General features: G+C 62.0%; 22 protein-coding genes and 1 tRNA gene. 8 read left to right on the plus strand and 15 right to left on the minus strand.

The genetic code is table 11. The features are described 5' to 3' along the window. Window positions 1-717, minus strand: coding sequence for an RNA methyltransferase (locus HSRCO_RS07970; RefSeq protein ID WP_259517089.1), 717 nt, complete (start codon window positions 715-717; stop codon window positions 1-3). Between the two features lie 54 nt (window positions 718-771). Next, a complete protein-coding gene (locus HSRCO_RS07975) occupies window positions 772-1773 on the minus strand; it encodes a hypothetical protein (protein WP_259517090.1) in 1002 nt (333 codons plus the stop codon). 99 nt (window positions 1774-1872) lie between these two features. On the opposite strand from HSRCO_RS07975, the gene folP reads away from it, so the two are divergent. Further along, the gene (gene folP / locus HSRCO_RS07980) at window positions 1873-3078 is read left to right on the plus strand and encodes a dihydropteroate synthase (protein ID WP_259517091.1); all 1206 of its coding nucleotides are present in this window, start codon (window positions 1873-1875) and stop codon (window positions 3076-3078) included. 102 nt (window positions 3079-3180) lie between these two features. Then, window positions 3181-3861: a 6-hydroxymethylpterin diphosphokinase MptE-like protein gene (locus HSRCO_RS07985; protein ID WP_259517092.1), complete on the plus strand. Its 681-nt coding sequence runs from the start codon at window positions 3181-3183 to the stop codon at window positions 3859-3861. A 1-nt stretch (window position 3862) separates the two neighbouring features. Here the strand turns inward: HSRCO_RS07985 and HSRCO_RS07990 are convergent, their stop codons facing one another. The 7 genes from HSRCO_RS07990 to HSRCO_RS08020 all read right to left on the minus strand — a co-directional run bounded on the left by HSRCO_RS07990 (window position 3863) and on the right by HSRCO_RS08020 (window position 9667). Next, window positions 3863-5329 (minus strand): multicopper oxidase family protein, encoded by a 1467-nt coding sequence (locus HSRCO_RS07990; protein ID WP_259517093.1) that lies wholly within the window; start codon window positions 5327-5329, stop codon window positions 3863-3865. Window positions 5330-5507: 178 nt separating this feature from the next. Then, window positions 5508-6515 carry a TIGR04024 family LLM class F420-dependent oxidoreductase gene (locus HSRCO_RS07995; protein WP_259517095.1) on the minus strand — a complete coding sequence of 336 codons (1008 nt, stop codon included), beginning with the start codon at window positions 6513-6515 and terminating at the stop codon, window positions 5508-5510. Window positions 6516-6737: 222 nt separating this feature from the next. After that, window positions 6738-7070, minus strand: a complete 333-nt coding sequence (gene rpl12p / locus HSRCO_RS08000) for a 50S ribosomal protein P1 (protein ID WP_259517096.1) — start codon at window positions 7068-7070, stop codon at window positions 6738-6740. Window positions 7071-7077: 7 nt separating this feature from the next. Then, window positions 7078-8115, minus strand: coding sequence for a 50S ribosomal protein L10 (locus HSRCO_RS08005; protein WP_259517097.1), 1038 nt, complete (start codon window positions 8113-8115; stop codon window positions 7078-7080). After that, window positions 8116-8754: a 50S ribosomal protein L1 gene (locus tag HSRCO_RS08010; protein ID WP_259517099.1), complete on the minus strand. Its 639-nt coding sequence runs from the start codon at window positions 8752-8754 to the stop codon at window positions 8116-8118. A 147-nt stretch (window positions 8755-8901) separates the two neighbouring features. Next, entirely contained in the window at window positions 8902-9390 is a 489-nt protein-coding gene (locus tag HSRCO_RS08015) for a 50S ribosomal protein L11 (RefSeq protein WP_259517101.1), read from the minus strand. Window positions 9391-9466: 76 nt separating this feature from the next. Then, the gene (locus tag HSRCO_RS08020) at window positions 9467-9667 is read right to left on the minus strand and encodes a hypothetical protein (protein ID WP_259517102.1); all 201 of its coding nucleotides are present in this window, start codon (window positions 9665-9667) and stop codon (window positions 9467-9469) included. 101 nt (window positions 9668-9768) lie between these two features. Between HSRCO_RS08020 and HSRCO_RS08025 the strand changes: the two genes are divergently transcribed. After that, a complete protein-coding gene (locus tag HSRCO_RS08025) occupies window positions 9769-10881 on the plus strand; it encodes a GTP-binding protein (protein WP_259517104.1) in 1113 nt (370 codons plus the stop codon). 26 nt (window positions 10882-10907) lie between these two features. Here HSRCO_RS08025 and dph5 read toward each other — a convergent pair whose 3' ends face one another. Further along, window positions 10908-11681 carry a diphthine synthase gene (dph5, locus tag HSRCO_RS08030; protein ID WP_259517105.1) on the minus strand — a complete coding sequence of 258 codons (774 nt, stop codon included), beginning with the start codon at window positions 11679-11681 and terminating at the stop codon, window positions 10908-10910. 93 nt (window positions 11682-11774) lie between these two features. Between dph5 and HSRCO_RS08035 the strand changes: the two genes are divergently transcribed. Both HSRCO_RS08035 and HSRCO_RS08040 read left to right on the plus strand, forming a co-directional pair. Next, window positions 11775-12758, plus strand: a complete 984-nt coding sequence (locus HSRCO_RS08035) for a class I SAM-dependent methyltransferase family protein (RefSeq protein ID WP_259517107.1) — start codon at window positions 11775-11777, stop codon at window positions 12756-12758. A gap of 53 nt (window positions 12759-12811) precedes the next feature. Then, window positions 12812-12886: transfer RNA gene (locus tag HSRCO_RS08040), tRNA-Thr, on the plus strand. A gap of 547 nt (window positions 12887-13433) precedes the next feature. Here the strand turns inward: HSRCO_RS08040 and HSRCO_RS08045 are convergent. The 4 genes from HSRCO_RS08045 to HSRCO_RS08060 are packed head-to-tail and all read right to left on the minus strand — an operon-like array spanning window position 13434 to window position 16439. After that, complete coding sequence (locus HSRCO_RS08045; protein ID WP_259517108.1) at window positions 13434-15821, minus strand: phage/plasmid primase, P4 family; 2388 nt, start codon at window positions 15819-15821, stop codon at window positions 13434-13436. Further along, window positions 15818-16018 carry a hypothetical protein gene (locus HSRCO_RS08050; RefSeq protein WP_259517109.1) on the minus strand — a complete coding sequence of 67 codons (201 nt, stop codon included), beginning with the start codon at window positions 16016-16018 and terminating at the stop codon, window positions 15818-15820. The genes HSRCO_RS08045 and HSRCO_RS08050 overlap by 4 nt, the downstream gene beginning before the upstream one ends. Beyond that, window positions 16018-16143: a hypothetical protein gene (locus tag HSRCO_RS08055; RefSeq protein ID WP_259517110.1), complete on the minus strand. Its 126-nt coding sequence runs from the start codon at window positions 16141-16143 to the stop codon at window positions 16018-16020. The genes HSRCO_RS08050 and HSRCO_RS08055 overlap by 1 nt, the downstream gene beginning before the upstream one ends. After that, the gene (locus HSRCO_RS08060) at window positions 16140-16439 is read right to left on the minus strand and encodes a hypothetical protein (protein WP_259517111.1); all 300 of its coding nucleotides are present in this window, start codon (window positions 16437-16439) and stop codon (window positions 16140-16142) included. Before HSRCO_RS08060 ends, HSRCO_RS08055 begins: the two co-directional genes overlap by 4 nt. A gap of 501 nt (window positions 16440-16940) precedes the next feature. On the opposite strand from HSRCO_RS08060, the gene HSRCO_RS08065 reads away from it, so the two are divergent. From HSRCO_RS08065 to HSRCO_RS08075, 3 genes are all read left to right on the plus strand, one after another. Then, a complete protein-coding gene (locus HSRCO_RS08065; RefSeq protein WP_259517112.1) occupies window positions 16941-17585 on the plus strand; it encodes a hypothetical protein in 645 nt (214 codons plus the stop codon). A 102-nt stretch (window positions 17586-17687) separates the two neighbouring features. Continuing rightward, window positions 17688-20846, plus strand: coding sequence for a hypothetical protein (locus HSRCO_RS08070; RefSeq protein ID WP_259517113.1), 3159 nt, complete (start codon window positions 17688-17690; stop codon window positions 20844-20846). A gap of 5 nt (window positions 20847-20851) precedes the next feature. Beyond that, window positions 20852-21037 carry a hypothetical protein gene (locus tag HSRCO_RS08075; RefSeq protein WP_259517114.1) on the plus strand — a complete coding sequence of 62 codons (186 nt, stop codon included), beginning with the start codon at window positions 20852-20854 and terminating at the stop codon, window positions 21035-21037. A gap of 679 nt (window positions 21038-21716) precedes the next feature. On the opposite strand, the gene HSRCO_RS08080 is transcribed toward HSRCO_RS08075, so the two are convergent. Next, window positions 21717-22022 (minus strand): hypothetical protein, encoded by a 306-nt coding sequence (locus HSRCO_RS08080; RefSeq protein WP_259517115.1) that lies wholly within the window; start codon window positions 22020-22022, stop codon window positions 21717-21719. Window positions 22023-22067: the final 45 nt, after the last annotated feature.

Raw genomic sequence — 22067 nt, forward strand, 5'->3', positions numbered from 1 at the left:
CTACTCGAACCGGCGTCTCGCCTTCCGCAGCACACCACGGAGCGTCGCTATCTCGCGACCGGTCGGGTGGGCTCGCCCGAGGAGCCGACGCACCAGTCGCATCGTCTTGTCGTGTTTCTCCGCCGGGTACTCGATATCGTCGAGGAGTGTCTCGAAGTGGTCGTAGAATCCCTCGATCTCCCGTTCGGTCGCCCGGGTCCTCGCCCGCTCGGGGAGCTGTGAGTCGTCCATCGCCAGGTCGCGGAGTTCGTAGAGAGCGACCGTGGCCGCCTGGCCGAGGTTCAGCGAGGGGTACTCCTCGCTCGCGGGGATCGCACAGATCTGATCGACGCTGGCGAGTTCGTCGTTCGTCAAGCCGATCCGTTCGCGGCCGAAGACGAGTGCGGTCTCGGTCTCGACCCCGGCGAGTTCAGTCGCGAGCTCCGCCGGCGTCGCATAGGGGAAGCGGACGTGCTTGGAGTCGTCCTCGTTCGTCACCGACGTGAACCCGACGGTGTGATACGAGGAGACGAGCGTCTCGAAGTCGATTTCCCGGGCCGCCGGAAGAACGTCCTCCCGGGCCTGCCCGGCGTACCCGTAGGCCTCGCCGTCGGGGTCCAACTCCGGTGGGTCCACGAGAAGGAGGTCCGCGAACCCGAAGTTCTTCATCGCACGTGCGATCGTCCCGACGTTCCCGGGGGTCTTCGCATCGACCACGGCGACGACCGGCGTTGCCATCGGGCGGCGATAGGGTTCGGCTACGTAAATAGCGACCGCACCCGGCCGAGACGCTCAGAAGAACTCGGCCACGCCGCTGGCGTACTCCTCGGGCGGGACGTCGACGACGCCCTCCTCGTGGAGCGTATCGAAGAACGTGGCGTCGCTCCAGTAGTACTGATCGAAGACCGACCGGGCGACGACGTCGATGACCGGCCGCGTCGCCGGTTCGTCGTCGACGAGCTGAAACGCGACGTTGAAGCTATTGAGACCCTCGTCCGCGTAGAACTGCAGGACGGCCGTCAACCCGGTCGCGAGACCTTCGAGGGTTTCCTCAGTGATCTGATCAGGCTCCGTCTCGAGGACCCCGCGAACGTTGCGATGGTGTTGTGGCGCGAACGGCGCATACCATTCCACGTCACGGGTCCGGCCGATGTATCGATCACCTTCGCGTTCCGCGTCGAGGAGGTCGTCGAAGTACCGAGAACCGTTCTGTTCGTAGTACTCGCGATGGGCGTCGAGTCGACGTCGCTGGCGATTGGTCCCCCGGTCGTCGACCAGTGTCTGGATGTGGGGGTGGACGATACTACTGCCTGCGGAGCGGAGAAAGTTCATGTTCACCGACGCGACGGACGCGTCCTCGTCCGCATCGAACACGGCGGTAACGTACTCCATCGCTGCCTCGAAGCCGTCCGCGAAGATATCCGGTTCGAATTCGTCGATAGGAACGAAGTGGTCCTCGGTCAGCACGACGACGTTCGAGTGACTCCCGTAGGGATTCAGATTGGGGAACGACGTCGCCTCCCCGACCGACCCACGATCCATCCCGACGAAGTCGGGGTACTCGGGGGTCACGTCCTGCACCGAATCGGGGCAGAAAAAACACCCCTCGGCGTCGGAGACGACCGATTCGATATCCGGGTCCTCCTCCACGATGAAGCTCTCCGGGACGATACGCGTTTGACTGCCCGTCAACGGGTCCTCCCGGACCTCGACCGGGATTGTCGTCTCCTCGAAGTCCTCCAGGGGACTGTAGAACGACGCCTCCTGGCGGGTACTGGTGAACTTGATCGCCATACCATTCGTGTACTCGGAATCACCAAAAGTCTGGCTCGGATCGGCGGGGGTCTCACCGGCACCGTGGCATCTTTGTACGGTCCCCGCGCGTGCTGGTACATGGATACGGTCGCAGTCGGCGACCTGCTGATCGGCGACGACCACCCCCCGCGGATCATGGGCGTACTCAACGTGAGTGAAGAATCGCCTTACGACCCCAGCGTCTTCGACGATCCCGAGGCGGCCGCCGAGTACGTAGAGACGTCGCTCGTCGCGGAGGGGGCCGATATCGTGGACGTCGGCCTCGAATCCGCGAACAAACGTTTCGAGACGCTCTCGGCCGACGCGGAACGCGACCGTCTCGAGGTCGCCATCGAGACCATCGACCGCGTCGATGCAGACGTCGTCTTCTCCATCGAAACACGGTACGCGTCGGTAGCAGACGAGGCGTTATCCCGTGGGTTCGATATGGTGAACGACATCTGTGGCTTCGCCGACCCGGCCATGAGGACCATCGCAACGGACCACGACGCAGCCGTCGTGAAAATGGCCAGTCCACCCGACCTCGAACGGCCGGGCGCCGTCGACGACGTCGACTGGTCCGCCGAACGCTCTCCGCAATGGGCAGCGGAGGCCAGTTACGTCGACAAACTATACGCATCCCTGCAACGTGGTGGCCTGACCGAGAAGACGCTCGTCGACCCGGCCTTCGGCGGCTGGTCCGAGTCGAAGACCCTCGAGGACGACCAGGAGACGTTCCGACGACTCCGCGAGTTCAGAGCGCTCGATAGACCGATCCTCGTCTCCATCAACCGGAAGAACTTTCTCAAAACCATCGCCGACCGTGACACCGACGAGGCCCTCCCCGCGAGTCTCGGGGCGACAGCCATGGCCGTCGAGCGAGGCGCACACGTCATCAGAACCCACGACGTCGCCGAGACCCGTGATGCCGCCCTGGTGGCGCACGAATTCGCTCCAAGGCGGATTCGTACGGAACACGTCGAAGAACGGGACGTCACCAACGCCGCCGAACTCGCTCGTCACATTCGGCAACACGGTGACTCCCCGGCGGAGAACACTTGGCACACGGTACGGGCGGTCACCGTCCGCGGATTGTCGACAACGGAGCGTCGTCGAGTACACGACGCCGCCGCCGAGACCGACCTCCAGTCGTTCGGGTCCACCGAACTCCTGCTGGTCGGACCCGACCTCGCATTCGAGGCACTCATCGAGGGCATCGAAGCGCCTGACGGCGATCTGGGGCGGGTGCGGGAGGACCTCCGTTGCGTGATTTCCAACGAGAAAACTTATACCGGATGCCGGTAAAACGGGCAATGGAAGCCGGGCCCCGATTGGGTAGGGGTACGCAATCGCGGGGGCCGGCCCAAACAGGATTCCTTCATTTCTTCACGTCATAGAGCCATAGCCATGGACGATACCGACTGGATCCCACTGTACGAGCAGGTCCGACGCGACTTCGGCTACGACCGATCCGCCGACGAACGAGCCCGTGACGTCCTGGCCGAATACGCCCACCCGTTCGACTTCGACCGATTCGACCTCGAGGACCAGACGGTGGCCATCGCCGGAGGGGCGTCCGTCCTCGAAGACGAAATTCCGGTGGCCGCGACCGCAGACCGGGTCTTCGCCGCATCGACTGCGGCCGACGTCCTGCTGGGGGCAGGGGTGGACGTCGATCTGCTGGTGACGGACCTGGACAAGAACGCGGAGACGGCCGTCGCGATGACGAAAGCAGGGCGCCCGGTCGCCGTCCACGCGCACGGGGATAATATCGAGCTCCTTCGACGGTTCGTTCCGGCGATGGACCTCGACGACGTCCTGGCAACCACCCAGGTCGAGTCCGTCGAAGGCGTCTACGACTTCGGTGGCTTCACCGACGGTGATCGGGCAGCATTCGTCGCCGATCACCTCGGGGCCTCGGAGTTGCGCTTTCCGGGCTGGGACTTCGACGACCCGTCGGTCGACGACGAGAAACGGGCCAAACTGGAGTGGGCGAAACGGCTGCTCGCCTATCTCGAACGGCGGCGGGGCGACCGGTTCGACGTGCTGGACGGCTACCGGGATGCCGTCGACGTCCCCCGTCGCTGAGTCACTCCACGTAGCGGATGACCCGAGCCATTCCCGCGTCCAGATGATACAGGTTGTGGCAGTGGAAGAACCAGTCGCCGGGATTGTCGGCGACGAAGTCGATGGTGACCTGGCCCATGTGCCCTGGCACGACGACGGTGTCCTTGACCGCATCGCCAACCTGGAAGAAGTGGCCATGGAGGTGCATCGGATGGAGCACCGGGCTCCGATTGGACATGTTGATACGAACGTGGTCGCCCTCGGAGATGTACATGGGGTCGGCGTCGGGGTACGCCTGCCCATTGATGAGCCACTGACCCGAATCACCCGCGGATAGCGTCACGTCGAAGGTCCGATCGGGCGACCCTTGCACGCCGTCGAGCGGCGAGCGGGCCCTGAGGTTGCTGTAGGACAGCCGCGTTCCCGTCGACGACGGTACCGTCGGCGACTGTGTGGAATCGGCCCCATAGGTGAACACCGCCCTCGCGGGTGGTTCGTCGCCGTCGATCGGTGTCCCCCGCAGTTCCCACGTTCCCGGGTCGTTCGCCTCGACGACTGCGTCGTATCGTTCTCCCGACCCGAAGCCAAAAGCGTCGACGGTGAACGGTTCCACCGGTCGGCCGTCGGCGTGGCTGATCGATAGGGGATGGCCGGCGAGTTGGACGTCGATGGCCGTCGCACTCGAGGCGTTGACGAATCGGAACCGCACGCGGTCGCCTTCGTCCACCTCGAAGGTCGGTGGCGACTCGGACGACGCGCCGTTGACAGTGAGTGCCCGATACGGCGGTCGGTTTGCAAACGACGAGCCGCCCATCATACCCCCGGGGCCGCCGCCCATTCCACCACTGCCCATGCCGCCGGTGCCGCCACCGTCCGAGGTGCCATCGCTGGCGAACTCGGAGAGCGGCGCTGGTGTGCGTCCGAGGTAGTCGTCGAAGACGACAGTGAATTCCCGGTCGTACTCGACGTGCGGTGACGGTTCCTCGATGACCAACGGGCCGAACAGTCCCCTGTCGAGTTGGAGCCCGACGTGGCTGTGATAGAAGTACGTACCGGCCGGTTCGGCGCGGAATTTGTACGTGAACGCCTCGCCCGAGTCGATGGGCGCCTGGGTAACGTTCGGCACGCCGTCCATCGGGTTGGTCAGGGGGATGCCGTGCCAGTGGATAGTCGTCTCGTCCGGCAGGTCGTTGTGGACGTCGACTTCGAATACGTCGCCTTCGGACACCCGGAGTTCCGGCCCGGGATAGGTATCGTCGTACAGCCAGGTCGATCCGGAGACGCCGGCGGTGGAGTCGGTGTCTGGGACCCCCGCACGCAACCGAGTGGAGACGTCGGCCGGCCCCTCGGGCGGCGCCCGCGGGTCGGGGACGGTCGGCTCGCCGCCGACAGCACCCCGGAGGTTCGCGCAACCGGCGAGTGCGACCGTTCCCGCTCCGACGAGACCTTGCAGGACTCGCCGGCGAGGGAGTGGTGAGCGGTCGGTCACGATGGAGCCACTCCGGGTACCGGTACGCTGGTGGTGTTCCCGGAGCCACGGTCAGGGGAGCCGAACTGTCCGCTGCGATTCTCGCAGTTCACGGCTGGGGTAGGCGGCTCCTGTGTAAAGGTAGCCGGGTAGGAGAGGAGTCGACTGCTACCGGCGACCGACCGGCTGCTCGTGGGTGTTACTCGGCGAGCGGCGCGAGCGCTTCGATGGTTCGTTCGATGTCGTCTTTTTTCGCCGCACGGGGGAACCCGAGTGCCACCGCATCGAGTCCGTCGATGTCCGTGAACGTCGATAGCTGCTCGCGAGCCTCTTCGGGCGTTCCCACAGCCGCGAACTCCGCCAGAATCTCCTCTGTGACGGCCGCTTTCGCACCCTCGCGGTCCCCGTTGCCCCATTTGATCGCCATCTCGTTGGCCTCGTCCTCGTAGCCCTGCCTGGCCAGTGCTTCGCGGTAATAATCACCCATGGCCGCGACGTAGAAGGCGAGATGCTGACGGGCGATGTCGCGGGCGTACTCGCGGTCCTCGGCGACGATGGCCTCGACGGAGACCATCGTCCGCTGTTGCGAACGGTCCCGGTCACCCAGCTCGGAGCCGCGCTCGAAATCGTCGATGCGGTCGGCAATCCCATCGGGCGAGAGGACGATGCCGTGCCATCCGTCGCCGAATCGACCGGCGAGTTCCACCGACTTCGGACCCATCCCCGCCGCGTCGATCGGTGCCGGCGTCTCCGGCGGGTCGCTTCGGAGTCGGAATCCAGCGAGCGAGAAGATGGACCCGTCGTAATCGACGGACTCCCCAGTCTGGACCTGTTTCGCGATCTCGACGCTCTCCCTGACGCGCTTGAGCGCCTGCTCGAAGGAGGCGCCGTGCCACCCTTCGATGACGATCGGGCCACTCGACCCCACGCCGATCCGGGCCCGACCGTCCGTGACCTCCTGGAGCGTGGCCGCCGTCTGTCCGATGAGGGCGGGCGACCGCGAGAAGACGTTGAGGATACTCGGCCCGAGTCCGATGCTGTCGGTCGCACGGGCCATCTCGGTGAGCACGGGAACCACGTTTCGCCCCCACGTCTCAGGGACCCACGCGACCCCGTAGCCGTGTCGCTCACCGTGGACCGCGTAGTCGACGTAGTGGTCCACGCTGGGCTGTTCGGCGACCGGCAAGTGCAGGTCGAGTTCGGTCATTGCCGATACTCCCGCGGTGACAGGCTCGCTTCGGTCGGTGCGTCTCGAAGCCGAAGCGTCACGGTACAGTGAGGCATGGCCCCACCTACCCCGAGTGGCCACATAAATCCCGGTCAGCACATACGGCGAACAACCTGCCGGGAGTTGTCTGGGCGGCCGACAGCCGCACGGCTACTCGGTCGGGGACGGCAAAAATGGTGGTATGCGGTTTGCGAACCGTCTTCAGCCGAAGAGGTCGCCCAGGCCTTCGCCCGAGGCGTCCTCTTCTTCTTCGTCTTCTTCGGCTTCTTCTTCCTCGGCGGCTTCCTCTTCTTCGGCGTCTTCTTCTTCGGCCTCGGCCTCGCCACCTGCAGCGCCACCAGCGGGCGCAGCGGGGGCGGCGGCGGCCTGTTCGATGGCCTCTTCGATGTCGACGTCCTCGAGTGCGGCGACGAGCGCCTTCACACGGGATTCCTCGACGTCGACGCCGGCGGCATCGAGCACACCGGTGATGTTGTCTTCGTTGATCTCTTCGCCCGATTCGTTCAGGATGAGTGCTGCGTAAACGTACTCCATTGTTGTATTATCCGAACATGTTTCCGAGACCCTCGCCGGCGGCCGACTCGTCATCGTCGTCATCCTCGTCGTCTTCGTCGTCTTCGGCTGGCTCGGTCTCCGTATCTTCGTCTGCCGATTCCTCAGGTGCGGCCCCAGACTGGGCCGCCGGTTCGTCGACGTCCTGGAGTTCCTCCGGAAGGGCCTCCTCGTCGTCGATGTTCGCCGCGAGCGCCCGAACCTGGGCGTCGGCGGTGCTCACGAGATCGTCCACGAGCTCCGGACTCTCGATGGCGGCCTGGAGGCCGAGGCTTTTGGCCTCGCCGCTGGCCTTCGAGAGCATCGCCGGAACCGTCTGCGCGGTCGGGTACCCGGCGTTGATCGAGAGGTTTCTGGCCGCAGCCGCGGCGGACGAGACGTCCGCGCGGTACTCGTCGACGTCCAGTTCGAGTTCGTCGGACTCGAAGAGCACGCCGTCGGCGTAGACGGCGCGCAGGTCGAGACCGACCTCCTTGGGCTCGATGCCGAGTTCGGTGAGGACGTTGGCGACGTCGGCCGACACCGTTTCGCCCTCTTCGGCGACGACGCTGTCTTCGAGGACCTTGATGGATCCCTCGTCGATGCGTGCGTTGGCGCCAATACTCTGGAGTTCGCCGACGAACGGACCCGGGTCCATCCCGGTATCGCCTTCCGGGATGACGATGTCGTTCGGGGCGACCTCTCCGGCGTTGATGGGTGCGGGCGTCTTCGACTCCTCGAGGTGCTTGTACAGCGCGAACGGGTTGTCGTTCGTCCCCACGAGGCCGACGTGGCCGGTGAGGTACTCGTTGAGGGATTCCAGTCCCTCGTCCACCCGATCGAGTGCACGGCCGAGCAACGTGTTGCGACTCATGCGCAGGGTCGCTTCGCCGTGGAGTTCCGTGCGCATCTGCTGGAGTTGCCGGCTCGGAATCCCCTCGATGTCGACGACGCCGAGACTCTCGAAGTCCTGGATGAGTTCGACGATGTCGTCGACTTCGGACTTCTTCCACTCCGGAACGACGTCTGTTGTGCGTTCGGCGGACATCTAGGCCACCTCGACGGCTGGCCCCATCGTGGTCTTCACGTAGATGCTGTCCACGTTGAGTGGGCCTTTCTCGAGATCACCGTGCAGACGTCGGATGATGACGTCGATGTTGTCCGCGATGTCCTCGGCGGACATGTCCTCGGCGCCGACGCGCGTGTGGAACGTTCGCCGGTCACCGCTGCGGACCTGCACGGTGTTCTTCATGCGGTTGACTGTCTCGACAACGTCGTCGTCGGGCTGGAGCGGGGTCGGCATCTTGCCGCGTGGACCGAGGACGGTCCCGAGGTAACGACCGATGTCCTGCATCATGGACGCCTCCGCGACGAAGAAGTTCGTCGCGTCGGCAAGGTCCTTCGCAGCATCGGAATCGTCCCCGAGGTCCTCGAGGTCATCCCCGTCGAGGACGTCGTCGGCGACGTCCTCGGCACGGACCGCGGTCTCGCCTTCGGCGAACACCACGATCGTCGTCTCCTGACCGGTACCCGACGGCAGTACGACGCTCTCGTCGATTCGATTCGACGGGTCGTTGAGGTCAATGTCGCGCAGATTAATAGCGAGGTCCACCGTTTCGCGGAAATTCCGCTCAGGGGCATCCTCTAGGGCGCGAGTTACGGCCTCTTCGATATCAGTATCTGCCATTTTTCACCTCCGTAGTCTACGACCCAGATGGGTCGGATCTCCTACGGGTCAGTGAAACAGGCTACGCCTGTCTCGTCTCAGGAAAGGCCGATGTCGACCTTAAACCCGTCGAAAGAAATGTTACACGGAACGACACACGCGACCGGTTCAGGCTTCGGCTTCCGCAGCGAACGTGTCGTCGTACTCGCCATCGTCGACCTTCTGCTTGAACTCCCGAGCGTCTTCGCCCTCGATGGTGACGCCCAGAGAGGCACACGTGCCGACGACCTCTTTCGCGGCGTTCTTCAGATCGTACGCCAGCAGGTCGGGCAGTTTCTGTTCGGCGATCTTCTTCACTTGCTCGACCGAGAGGTCGGCGACGAAGTCCTTCTGGGGTTCGCCACTACCGGTCTCGAAGCCAGCTTCGTCTTTGACGAGTGCCGCCGTCGGCGGCACCCCGACCTCGATATCGAACGATCCATCTTCCTCGTACGTGACGGTCACGGGCACTTCGGTCCCGTCGAACGCGGCGGTCTGGTCGTTGATCTCCTGAACGACCGCCTGTACGTCTACGGGGGTCGGACCGAGTTCGGGTCCGAGCGGCGGGCCCGGATTTGCCTTCCCGCCGGGTACGAGGACTTCAATCGTCTCAGCCATATCCACAGCAACTGGATACGCGGTTTTAACCCTTGTCTTTTCCCGGGAAGATGGAGCGGCGGCGGGAGCGGTGCGATCAGGGGACGTTGATTCCCTGTCGACAGAGGAAGTCACTGACCTCGCGGATGACGACCGGACTGCCGACGATCTTGACCGATTGCCCCCGTTCGAAGACACTCACGACGAACTCGTCTTCGACCTCGTCTCGGACGTCCGCCAGCACGTCTCGGGGGAGGACGATTTGCGTACTGTCCCGAAGACTGCGGGCGTCGACCATCACTGTCAATTCCTTGACTGGGCCGCATTAACGTGTCGGAATCGCCTGACCGGATGCGAATGGGACACCCTTTTTGGCACCACCGACATACCGGACAGTCAATGGGACTCGAGGAGGAGATAGAGGCGCTCGAAACGGAGATCACCGAGACGCCCTACAACAAGTCCACGGAGGCCCACATCGGCCGTCTCAAGGCCAAACTGGCCGAGAAGAAAGAAGCCCTCGAGCGCCAGCAATCGGGGAGCGGTGGTGGCGGCGGGTACGCCGTCGAACAGACCGGCGACGCCACCGTCGCCCTGGTCGGATTCCCGAGCGTGGGGAAGTCCACGCTCATCAACGCACTCACGAACGCCGACAGCGAGGTGGGCGCCTACGAGTTCACCACCCTCGACGTGAACCCCGGGATGCTCCAGTACCGCGGGGCGGACATCCAGCTCCTCGACGTCCCCGGGCTCATCGAAGGCGCCGCCTCCGGGAAGGGCGGGGGACGAGAGGTCCTCTCGGTCGTGCGGACCGCCGACCTCGTCGTCTTCATGCTCTCGGCGTTCGAGATCGAACAGTACGACCGCCTTGCCGAGGAATTGTACGCGAACAAGATCCGCCTCGACACCGAACCCCCGAGCATCCGAGTGACCAAGAAGGGCAAAGACGGCCTCGACGTCAACGCTTCGGGTGATCTCTCCCTCGACGAGGAGACCATCACGGACGTCGCCCGCGAACACGGTTACGTCAACGCCAACATCACGATCCGCGGCGACCCCGATATCGACGAACTCATCGACGGCATCCAGGACAACCGAGTCTATCTCCCCTCGCTCGTCACGGTCAACAAGGTCGACCTCATCGACCCGAGTTACGCCGACCAGATGAAAGCGTCCCTGCGCGAGCACGGCATCGATCCCGACGACGCCGTGTTCATCAGCGCCGAGAAAGAACGGGGCCTCGAAACCCTCAAAGACCGCCTCTGGGATGAACTGGGGCTCATCCGCATCTACATGGACAAACCAGGCCGAGGGGTCGACCGGGAGGAACCACTCGTCATCAGGGAGGGCGAGACTGTCGACGACGCCCTCCACAAACTGGGTGGCACACTCGACGAACGCTTCCGGTTCGCGCGTGTTACCGGCCCGAGTGCGAAACACGACGACCAGCAGGTCGGCCGGGACCACGTCCTCGAGGATGAGGACGTCCTTCGCGTCGTCGCACGACGGTGACCACCTCCGGCCGCCGGGGCGACCCGTTACTCCGACAGTACCTCGGCCGGCGCCCCGGCGAGTTCCCTGAGCGCGTCCGCCTCGATGTGATGGAGATCACCGGGGATCACGAGGAGATGGAGTGGCTCACCGAAGTCGAACTCCGCCAGCGTCTCGAGACGATCCGCGCCAACGAACGGGTCGGGGCTGCCCGCTCTCGCGACCACGACCCCCAGTGGTGTTCCGTCCCAGTGTTCTGAAAGCAACTTTGCACCAGTCCCCGCACGCATATACTCGCCCGCTTCGGCTTTGATATCGAGATAGACGAGTGTGTGCAGTCCCCGATCTCGGTTATCCTCGATGGTGTCGACGACACTCTCTGGAACACCATCACCCCCGTGGGCCCACGGGAACGGAAGCGTCGTCGCCTTCCCGAATCGATAGTTCTGGAGGCCCGTCAGACTACTCGCCGCCGTCTCCGCCGTCGGTGCGTGGATCACCCGCGTCTCGATATCCCGCTCGTGCGCGCGCAGGCGCAGATCCACGTGCGTGGTCGAGATCATGGTGTCACCCGCAGCGACAAAGACGGCGTCCCCCCGCTGGGCAGCGTCGAGGATTGGGGCTGGTTCCTGTTCGACGCCCGCGCGGTCGCGGACGGTTATCGAGACGTCGTGGTAGGACGCCAGGTCCTCGACGGAGGTGCCGATGAGCCGACTCGTGTAGAACTCGGCGAACACGTCGTCTGCTGATCGAAGGGCCTGTTGGCCCTCGACCGTGATGGAGTGTTCGTCGTAGAGTCCCAGACCGATGAACGTGAGCATGGCACCGTTCCGTGTGGAGGAGGCCTATGCGTTTCGACGCAACGTCGCCATCGAAGCGTCAATGGTAAGCCATCCGGCAGTCGATGCGTTCTCATGACGGTGCCGTGCGTCCGCGTCCGGAGAGAAGACGGCGAGGCAACCCGCCAGCGCCTCGAAGCCGAGGGGTTGCTCTCGGAGACGCACGACATCGCCGTCGACGGCGAATGGCTCTACGTCCCGGTCGCCACCACGGACGAGGTGCCGACCGACCTCGCGGTCGTAGCGCACGATGCCCCGGTGCGCGAAACGCAGACGATGCCCCGGGACATCCTTGGCTTCGAACCGACGTACGAGCGACTCGGCGACGTGATCATCCTCGATGAAGACGACCCGGAACGAGCACGGGCCATCGCCGACGCGGTCATGGAATCGGATATCCGCGCGGCGACCGTCGTCAACAAATTATCGAAGATCAAGGGCAAAGAGCGGGTCCGCGACTGGTCGGTCCTCGCCGGTGACGGGACGGAGACCGTCCATCGCGAGTACGGCGCCGAGTTCCTGCTGGACATCGCCACGGTGTACTTCTCGCCCCGACTCGCCACCGAACGCCATCGCGTCGTCGAGCAGGTCGAGCCAGCGGAGAACGCCTTCGACATGTTCGCCGGTGTCGGTCCCTACGCGATTCCGATGGCCATGCAGGGTGCCGACGTCGTCGCCACGGACATCAACGAGGCTGCCATCGAGTATCTCCGCGAGAACGCACGACGGAACGGCGTCGAAGACCGCGTCGAAGCCGTCGCGGGCGACGTTCGCGAAGCGATACCGGACTACGCCGACTGGGCGGACCGGCTAGTGATGAACCTCCCGCACAGCGCCGACGCGTTCGTCGACACGGCCGTCGCCCTCGCCAGTACCGATGCGGTAATCCACTTTTACGACATCCAACACGAAGACGACCCGTACTCGCCCGGCGAGGCGGCCATCCGTGAGGCAGCAGAACCGGAATACGAAGTTACCGTCGAGACCCGCCACGAGGTTCGAACGTACGCCCCCCACGAGGTCAACGTCGTGCTCGACGTTCGCCTGACGCGACGCTGAGTCGGAAGTCTTATTTCCGTAATACGGGTACAGGAGAGTGCAGGGAGACGCCTGCCGGAGTAGCTCAGACTGGCCAGAGCGATTCCTTCGTAAGGAATATGTCGGGGGTTCGAATCCCCCCTCCGGCTTCTCTGATATGTTCAAAGCCCCATAGCCGATAGAACCGCTCTAACCCTTCTCTTTAAATGTAGATGGCTGATTTTGCTGTGTAAGAAATGTGGTAGGTCGGCATTTCGCGGATTTTCGCGAGATCGAGCCTGCCGAATTGTTGTAGTTTCCTCAAGGTGTGCAGAGGGTGTGCAGGGGTGGGGTGGACACCCCCGACCAACATACAGCCGCTTAATCGGCCGATATCGGCAGATAAAATGTAGGGCAGCCAAGGTGTGTGGGGTGTGCAGGGGTGGATCCGACTCCATGCGTGGGGCGCGTAAGCGCGCACTCCCTCGCGCACCCCACGCCTGCGTAAGATATCGAACCACCCTTACACACCCTGCACACCTTAGAAAACTTAGATATAATCCGGCGTATATGGGCATCTCAGCCGCTCTAAGCAGGGTGGGGGTGTGCACGAATCTCTGCACACCCCTTGCACAGCAACGCCTTACTGCGGTTTTCGATTTTTAGAAAAAACCACCGCTATCGTGTAATACCGCTAAGGGTAGACTTCGATGGGAGTTAGAACCGCTGCTGGCCGCTCGTGCTGTCGTCGTCGTAGTTGTGACGCGGCATGTCCGCGCCCATCTCCTCGACGCCGGCTGCGTTCACACGAATCCCCTTGTAGACCTGAGGTGTGTCTTTGTCGCCGTCGACGCGGCGGGATCGGCCATCGGATATGCCCGGTTCGCTCTTTAACGTCTTGGTGAACGTCGATTGTGGTACGTCGTCGGGTTTGCCCAGGTAGTCGCCGTAGGCGTTGAACAGGTCGAAAAGGTCCGCCTTGTGGACGACGTCGTCCTGGTTGCCGGTTACCTCTATCAGGTTGTGTTTGAAGCGATCGACGAGGTTACCCCAGGCGTCGGCGATATCCCGCTTCCCGTCTGCGGACCGTTCGTCGGAGAACTGGCCGTTCTCAAGCAGGCGGTCGAGACCGTCGAGCATCCAGTTAAGGATAGCCGGCCCTTCGGCGAGTAGATCGTTCGAGAGATCAGGGTCCTGCTTACTCTCCGGCACCGTATCGGGAAACTTGACGAATAGCAGCCGGTTGAAGAACGGTTCACCCGCCTGCTCGACGCTCGGCACCTGATTGGTGCTGAAAAGGAATTTCTGTGTGACCTTGAACTTGAACGGGTCCTGACCCTTCCGCTCGGCGGATATCCGATCGCCCCCGCCGGTGAGCTCCTTAAACTTCTCGACGTTCTTGAGACCGCCAGCAGTAACCTCGTTGCGGATGTTAGCCATCTTGCCGAACAATTCGGCCACGCCCCACCGCGACTGCATCAACTCGAATAGCGACTGTGAGGCCACGTTGTCGTCGCCCAGTATCTCCTCAATTACGTCGAGAAAGACCCCCTTGCCCGCGTCGGCCGGACCGACGAGAAAGAGCGCTTTCCCGAACGGCTGGGCATGATGCCACAGCGTGTAACCGGCGTACTCTTGCAGCTTCTTGAGATCGCCGTCCCGAACGGACTCCTCGAGGAACTCCATCCACCGAGTGCCTTCGTAGTCAGCCGTCGGGTCGTAGTCGGTGTTGATACGGTTGAGCGCATAGTCCTCCGGCGTGAGGTCCCGAAGGGTGCGGTCCCGCAGGTCGAGAAGACCGTTCGTCGTCGCCAGGGTGCCCTCCGGTGCGCCCAGGTGGTCGCGTCCGATCTTCAGGGTCGGCCGGCTCTTGATGGCGTGGGCAGCCTCCGAGTGCATCCGTTGGCTGTTGCGGTGTCGAAGCGCCCGGTGCAGCACTTCCCGTAACTGGTCCTCGCCGTCGTTCGACCAGACGCCGTCGTCGTAGGCGAAAATGGTCGAATTGTCGTCGACCCACCGCATGTGAACGTCGTCGGACTTGTCTATCATTTCCGCCAGCGTGTAGGCGAGCTCGTCGTTCCGAAGCTCGGCCAGGTCAACCTCGTCGGGGTCGTAGCCGGCCCGCTCGATAACCCGCAGCGGGTTAAGGTCAATCGCCTGGTCGGGTTGCCCCGGACCAAAATCCCGGTCCGGTGACGGGGACGCGGCAGCCGTCCCGCCGTCCGTTTCGGGTTCGGGCAGGTCGTATCCGGCTTCTCTGCCGGCGTCAAAAATGTCACGCCAGGTGTCTGAATCGAGGCCGCCGGTATCCCATTCGCCACATTCGATTACGCCTTGCTCGATACCAAGCAGGTGCGCACCGTTTCCGGTCACACCGTGTCGCCAGCATCGCCAGGTGTCACCACCGTCGTCGACGCGGAAGTTCGTGCCCGTCTCTGAGGGATGAAACGGGTGTGCTGCATTCTCCCCTTCGGGGTACGAACTACGGGCAATCACGTCGTAGACGCCCACGTCGACGTCCGAATCGGCCGAATCGTTTGCTCCGGGTAACTCCGGAGGGCCGCCGTTGATGGCTTCGTAGGCGTCGGACAAGAACGGGTCGACGTCGACCTGCGTAATCTCGTCGTCGGCAATCTCGATTTGATTGCCGGTCATCACAAAGAACTTCTCTGCGTAGGCTTCGACGCCCTCGTGCTCGCCCTCCGAAAAGTGTGAATCCGTCCACCAATCAGGCAGGCGGTCGCCCCTGGTGAACACGTGGATGCCCGTGCCGCTCGTCGAGTACTGCATCCAGGTGTCGGAGAACTGCGAGAGCGACGGCAGCCACTCCTTCGGCTTTGGAGCGTTCGGCTCCCGAAGGCAGCCGTCGAGGTCGAGACCGATGTACGGGTCCTTTTCTGTGACGACGAAACCCAGGCCGTCGAACTTGTCGTTGGTCTCGGCAAGTTCGTTCGCCTCCTCGAAGGATAGCCACTCTGCGGGGTCCGTCCAACTGGCTTTGTAGCCATCTTCGTTGAGCGGAACCTTCGGCGGGTCGCTATCGGCCGACCAAAGCAACCACTGCGACCGCTCGCGAAGCTCGGCTGGGATATCCTGGGCCCTCATTCGTCGACCACCTTCGACGAGTAGGCCGGCGACCCACAGTCCGGGCACACCGTCGCTGCGGTCGTTTCGTCGCTGCCCGGCCGATCTGCGACCGCGTGCTGGTCGCCACAGTCCGTGCACCGGGCGACGACCGTCCGCGTGTCCTGTGTCCTGTCTGCACCGCTATCCGCGCCGGCGAACTCCTCGAGGGTCGCCATTACCCTTCAGCCTCCTCAATGGCACTGAGGTAAGCCCCAACTGCATCCGCCCAGGGATCGTCCGACTGAGCCAAATCCTCGAGTTCTGCTTTCTCGTCGTCGGTCAACTCGGCGTCGTCGCTCATTCGAAAATCCCCTCCGGGTTGGTTCCGGCAGTTCGGTTGCCGATTTGGTGAGCCCGTTTCGCCTCTTTCACCTTCACCATGAGGTCGACCGCGGTCTCAATATTCCCCGGATAAATCACGTCGATCGCCACGCCGTCGAGGATAGCGGTATAGGCTTCCTGCTCGCCGCGGTACAGCGTCACACCGAGCAATTCGATATGGCTATTAACGGGGACGGAATCGACCGCGACAGTGTGTGCAACTTGTAACTCGCTGGGGACGTCGATCTCCTCGAGGTCGGATCCGTCCTCATTCATGGGAATCACCCAGAAATTGAAGATTTGGATCGCCAGAGGCCTCCCATTGTTCGTACCGTTCTGGAATGGACTCAACCCAGTTCTCGCCAAGTGTCTCCGGGTCGATATCCCAAAGGAATTTGGCGGTCCCGTAGGTGGGAACGCCGTGGTTCGGCGGGTTATTTACCGTCTCGTCGCTTTGGTCATCTTGGGAGCCATTGCTGGCTTCCCACCCTGGACGCGTCGGGCGATCTCTTGGCGGAGTGGCCGGCGCGTCCGGTGAGGTGTTTTCAACCATCATTGCTGGCTTCGTGCACACGAACGCGAAGCCTGGACGGGGGGAATTAAGGAAACCTGACCCGTAGAACCACTTGGTGATTGGTTCTGGGTCGGGTTCCCACCCCGACCGCGACTCCGATGCCGCATAGCGCGGCGTGTCGTTCGTGTTAACTCTGTGTTGTGCCCGGGGGGACTTAAGTCTAGGTAAGACTTATAACCATGGGGTGATTGCAGGTCATTGTAATGCCAGAGGAAGATGGCGATATATCGGACAACAGGCGGGAATTTCAAGAGAATCGTCCAAAGGGTTTCCTCACACAGCAAGATCGTGAATTTCTCCATGGAGAGTTGGAAATGCCCTCTGACACTGAAAAAAGGAACTCGAAAATTGCACAACGAAGGTTTAGAATTCGCGAGCGTTTTCAAGGGGCGATTTATGACATGTTGCTCGTTGACGAACTTTTGGGACGGCAGGAGATTGTCAAGGCGATCAACCGTCGGGATTCAAACAATCCCGTTCAAGAAAACGTGTTTTGGGAATCAGTTGAAGCGATGGGACAGCTTGCGTGGTTTTTGATGTTGTATGGAGGTAACACTCGGCAGGCACTGGATAGACAGAAGAAGATCATTGAGATGGAAGAACGCCTTTTGGCAGCTTTCGAAGGCAAATACGTGTTTCCAGAAGTAGAAATTTCAATCGAGTATGGCGACGTTTTAGACCCGAATGAGATTATTGAAGAATACGAAGAAACCGGTGAACCGCCCATACCAACGGGAGAATTCACAGTGATGCTATTTGATCTTGTGAGGGCAGGTAGATTAGAACAGGATGAATTTGAGGAACTGTTACCGTACCCAATAGGGGAAATTTTGGACGGGGATGTTTGAATCGGCCGATGAATATACCCCTGGACTCCTCGTTTTTTGCAGTTTTAGCGGCTAACATTCAGATATGGTGTGCACACCACAACCAGCGGGAGGTGTCGGTTGATGGCCCGAATGGGCCCCGGCAGAGACAATTCCGGCAGCCGGTATGACGATGACGACGAGGACGATTACAGCGAATACAGGGACGATCCCCGCCGCGACGATGACACGGGGTACGTCCCGGATGAACAAGACCCGAGCGATAACGACGAGTCGGATTCGGAACAAACCAGTGGCGGCGGTTCGACCGGAACCCGCGGCGGGACGGCAAACGATGACGACGATAGCGGAGACTCAGGCTCGAGCAGCTCGGACGGTTCAGACGACCACAGCGAATACGAGGACGATCCCCGTGACGACCCGGACACGGGATACGTCCCAGACGAACAACAGACCGACGATACCGGGGAGCGACCGCCAGACGACGATTCGCAAAGTGAGTACGAGGAAGACCCGCGCAGCGACCCGGACACAGGCTACGTCCCCGAGGAGCAACAAACCCACGAGACGGGCGAGCGCCCACCGCGGGAGACGCGGCAGACCTACGACGACGTAGTTAGCGAGGAGACCAGGAGGAACACAACTGGCGGTACTCCTGGAGATGCTCAAGGGACCGGCCAGGAGGACGTCGGTTCGGGGTTCGTCACGGAACAGGGCCGTGTCGTCGATGAGGCCGAAGCCGAACAAGCAGCAGCCGAGCGGTTTGCCAGTGAGTCCGACCGGTACGACCGTGACCAAGTCAGGGCGGAGATCGATGCCTCCGGTGCTGTGACGTTTACGCTGGCTGAATCCCTGACGGTAGACGGGCAGCGGGTCGACGAAGGAACCGAGATCGGGTCGGGAATGATGCCAACGACCCAGGAAGCGGCCCGGGAAATGGAGCAAATGGCCATCAACGAGACGGCAGCCACCGATCCGGGAGACGTGCGGATCGTCGAGGACGAGGGGAAACTAACCACGGAGTTCTCATACTCTGGCGAGGAGAAAGTCGCCGCTGAGCAGCTCGGCGTCTCCCGGGAGGACATTGACATCCGGGACGGGTCTATTGTCCCGACGAGCGACGAGGGCCGCGCGGCCGTCGTCGAACACCGTGGATCCGGTCTCGCGGAGGAGGGAGACGGGTACGGTGGTGTGCGAGAGAACGCCAGCGATCTCGCCGAGAAGTCCGATGGCTACGGCGGTGAGATATCCGCCCAGGACCGTGCCCTGATTGAACTTCGCGAGGAGGTAGGTCGGCCGGTCGATCCTGACGATGTCGAGATAGTTGAAAAGGACGGTGCAACCGTCGCGAGATACGAACAGGGGGCTTCTCAGGAGCGTTTTGACGTCGATTGGTCCATGGGTCTCGGCGGTCCCGGTGACGAGGTCGAGCGAGGTTTGGACACTGCCATCGACACACTCACTCAAATCGGTCGTCAGGCCGGCGGTCTCGCTGGGGGTGGCGCCGGTCAGTTGTACATGCAGCCATTGAGGGGTGAGGAGATGGACATCGACGCGGCGATCGAGGAGAACCGCGAAGCCCAGTCCTGGGCCGCTCGTGATTTTGAGAACATCATTACTGGGGTCACCCTCCTTCCGGCGATGGCAGCCGAGACTGGAAAGGGCGTGCTCGAGGTGAATGAGTGGGGCATCGAAGCCGCGGAGATGTACACCGACGCTGCGCTCGGTGACATGGACGCGGAGGCGTTATCGGAGTTCGAGGAGTTCCAACTTGATACCGAAGCGGCGGCCAGCGAAACGGCCACACAGGCCGTCGAAGGCGTTCAGGATAACCCGCGACAGTTCGCCGGGATGGCCGTCGGGTCGCTTCTTGGAACCGGTGCGCTCTTTGCTGCGACGTCAGGGACTCGTCTCGGCTCCGCCGCCCGGTGGTCCATCCAGCCAGGTGAGGAGCTCGCGACGGCCGGCGCCACACGCCTGGCCGCCCGATCGGCCCGCGGTCGCCGTGCCTTGGAGTCCCTTCCAGGCGAGCGGATCGACGTCGAGGAGATAACGATTGCCGGGGCGAGAAGCGTGGGTAAACGTGTGCGGAACGTCGATCTTGACCCCGATTTCACTCCCTCACCGCGTCAACAGGACTTGATCGAGTTCGGGCGGCCCGTGGGAAGCGCAGAAGCGACGACCGGCGGGGAATCCCCGACCGGGTCGATCGAGGAGGGGTCGCTCGCCGGGCGGACCACTGGGCAGCGTGCACAGCCGAGTGAGGCGTCCGAGACCGGGACGACGGGCGCACAGTCCGAACCGCTCGGCAGCCCCACTGAGGACATCCTGGATGCAAGTCTCGGCCCGACGGAATCCGGTTTCGTCCCCGAGCAAGAAACCGGGTTAGGACCGACGGGGAGCCGCCCCGCAGATTCCGGCGGTGTGACCGAGGAGATGGAACGTATTGCTGGCGAGGTTACCGGTCGCGAGCAGCTCGGCCAGGCCATCGAGGAGTTCGGCGTCGATGTTCGTGAGTTCGCAACGGCAGAACGGGGCCAGACCCAACTCACCGGGCCGTCAAAGTCTGAGGTCGGTCCCAGTATCGACGAGGATAGAGTGACGGCGAACCTGTACCAGCAGGCAGTAGCGTCTCGTACGCTTCGCGACTTTCGGAATCTCGAGGGTGGCGACTACGATGGGACTCGACCCGCCTTCGAGACCGAGAGCCAGGCAGAGACGGAAGCCGAGCGCCTGTCGCAGCGGGCGATGGACACGGAAGTTCGAACCGAGTCTACCGGTCTCCCGGAGGTCGGTCGAATGGAATCCATCGGGGCGCAGATCGGTGTGGACATCGGCGTCGACGCGGCCGTGATCGAGCGCCAAGCCCCGGGGGTCGATGTCGGTGAGATGGCAATGGCGATGGCCGGCCCCGACATCCAGGCGGATACCCGCGTGGATACTCGGTCGCAACTCCAAGGCGCCAGCGCCGAATTCGGATTTGAATACGAATCTGAGTTCGGTATGGAAACTGAGTTCGAAATCGGCCGGTTGGAGATGGGATTCGATATGGATCCGCGCCCCGAGACGCGCTTGGATTCCAAGACTTTCGGTGACCGTCCAAACGACGACATCGGCGGGCCGGTTATCGATCCCGATGAATTCGGAATTGATTACACCAACCCCGTCGCGACGTCGTTCGATGTCCTCGGGATCGGCCAGGCAGGTGGCGAATCCGATATCGGTGGCGACGTCGGGATCGACGCGGAGAAAATGGGAGTAACATTTGAACCAACAGGGTGACACCAATGACAATATCGCAATATCAGAAGGGATACGCGGACGGAAAGCGAGAGACGCGGGACCGAATCATCAAGCGAATGCACGAGGATGGCCTGTCGCAATCGCAGATCGCGGGATACGTGTACATCAGTCGGCAGCGAGTAAATCAGATCGTGAACGACGAACCGGAGACTCGGTTAGCTCAACACTGAGTTCGGACGATTCCGACATTGTCGAAATCGCATCCTTTGCTTGCACCCGTTGTCCTGAAATGCGGATGTCGTTACCTGTGAGAACTGTATAGCCCGAATTAAACTTCTCAATAGCAAATATAGGGTACGGTGTTCGATTTACCGGTTAGTTTGTTGGTTAGACGAGTTTCCTATATCTATAATACGTGTATAGACAGCTCAGGAATCTCCAATCTAAGAATACACCTTAAACCATCGAGACCTGCCGAACGATCGAGGTCGCTTCCTCCGCTTTCACCCTTCCTCTCTAATTCCCGACGTCGGTGCTCGTACTGATTGAATGCGAGCGGTTTGGGTTCTCTCGCTGCAAATATGGACACCGGTGCCAGGACGAAGGAACAAACCACAGAAACAAACCAGATATCTATACTGTATAACGTGTATAGGAGCTTCTCGGGGGTGGATGTTTGGAATTAACGGGGATATCCATAACGCGGATCTCGATTCCTCCGCTTTCACCCCGGTTCGATAATCAGCGACGACAGCGCCTGTTATGATTGTACTCGGCCGATGTTCGTTCTAAATTGCAAATGTGAACGGCGGCCCGACGAACGACCGGGTACACACGAACGAACATAGATTATCTGTACTGTATAACGTGTATAGGGAAGTTCGATGCGTGGCCTGTTCGTAGTCGCGCCTATTCGTTCACGTCCTCGAGGGCCTGGACAAGAGGAAGCACTCTTTCCTCAAGGATATAGGCGAGCTCTTTCGCATTCGCTATCTGTTCCTGAACGTCACTCTCGGTCGGCTTACCGGGATTGATGGAATCGTCTGGTTCAACAGTTCCATACAACCCGGACGCGATCGCGGTTGCGTCCTGCACAGCCCTCAAACGCTGTGATAACAACTCGCTCGTCGATATAATCGCGAGTTCTTGCACCGTGTTTTCCTCACCGTTGAACTTATTCGTCGAGCCCACATTGGTTTCAATTGCGTCTGACATTGGTCAGGGGCACCGTCGGCGGGTGTCATACCACCCGGCGACTTT

It is taken from the genome of Halanaeroarchaeum sp. HSR-CO (assembly GCF_024972755.1).
Classification (GTDB): domain Archaea; phylum Halobacteriota; class Halobacteria; order Halobacteriales; family Halobacteriaceae; genus Halanaeroarchaeum.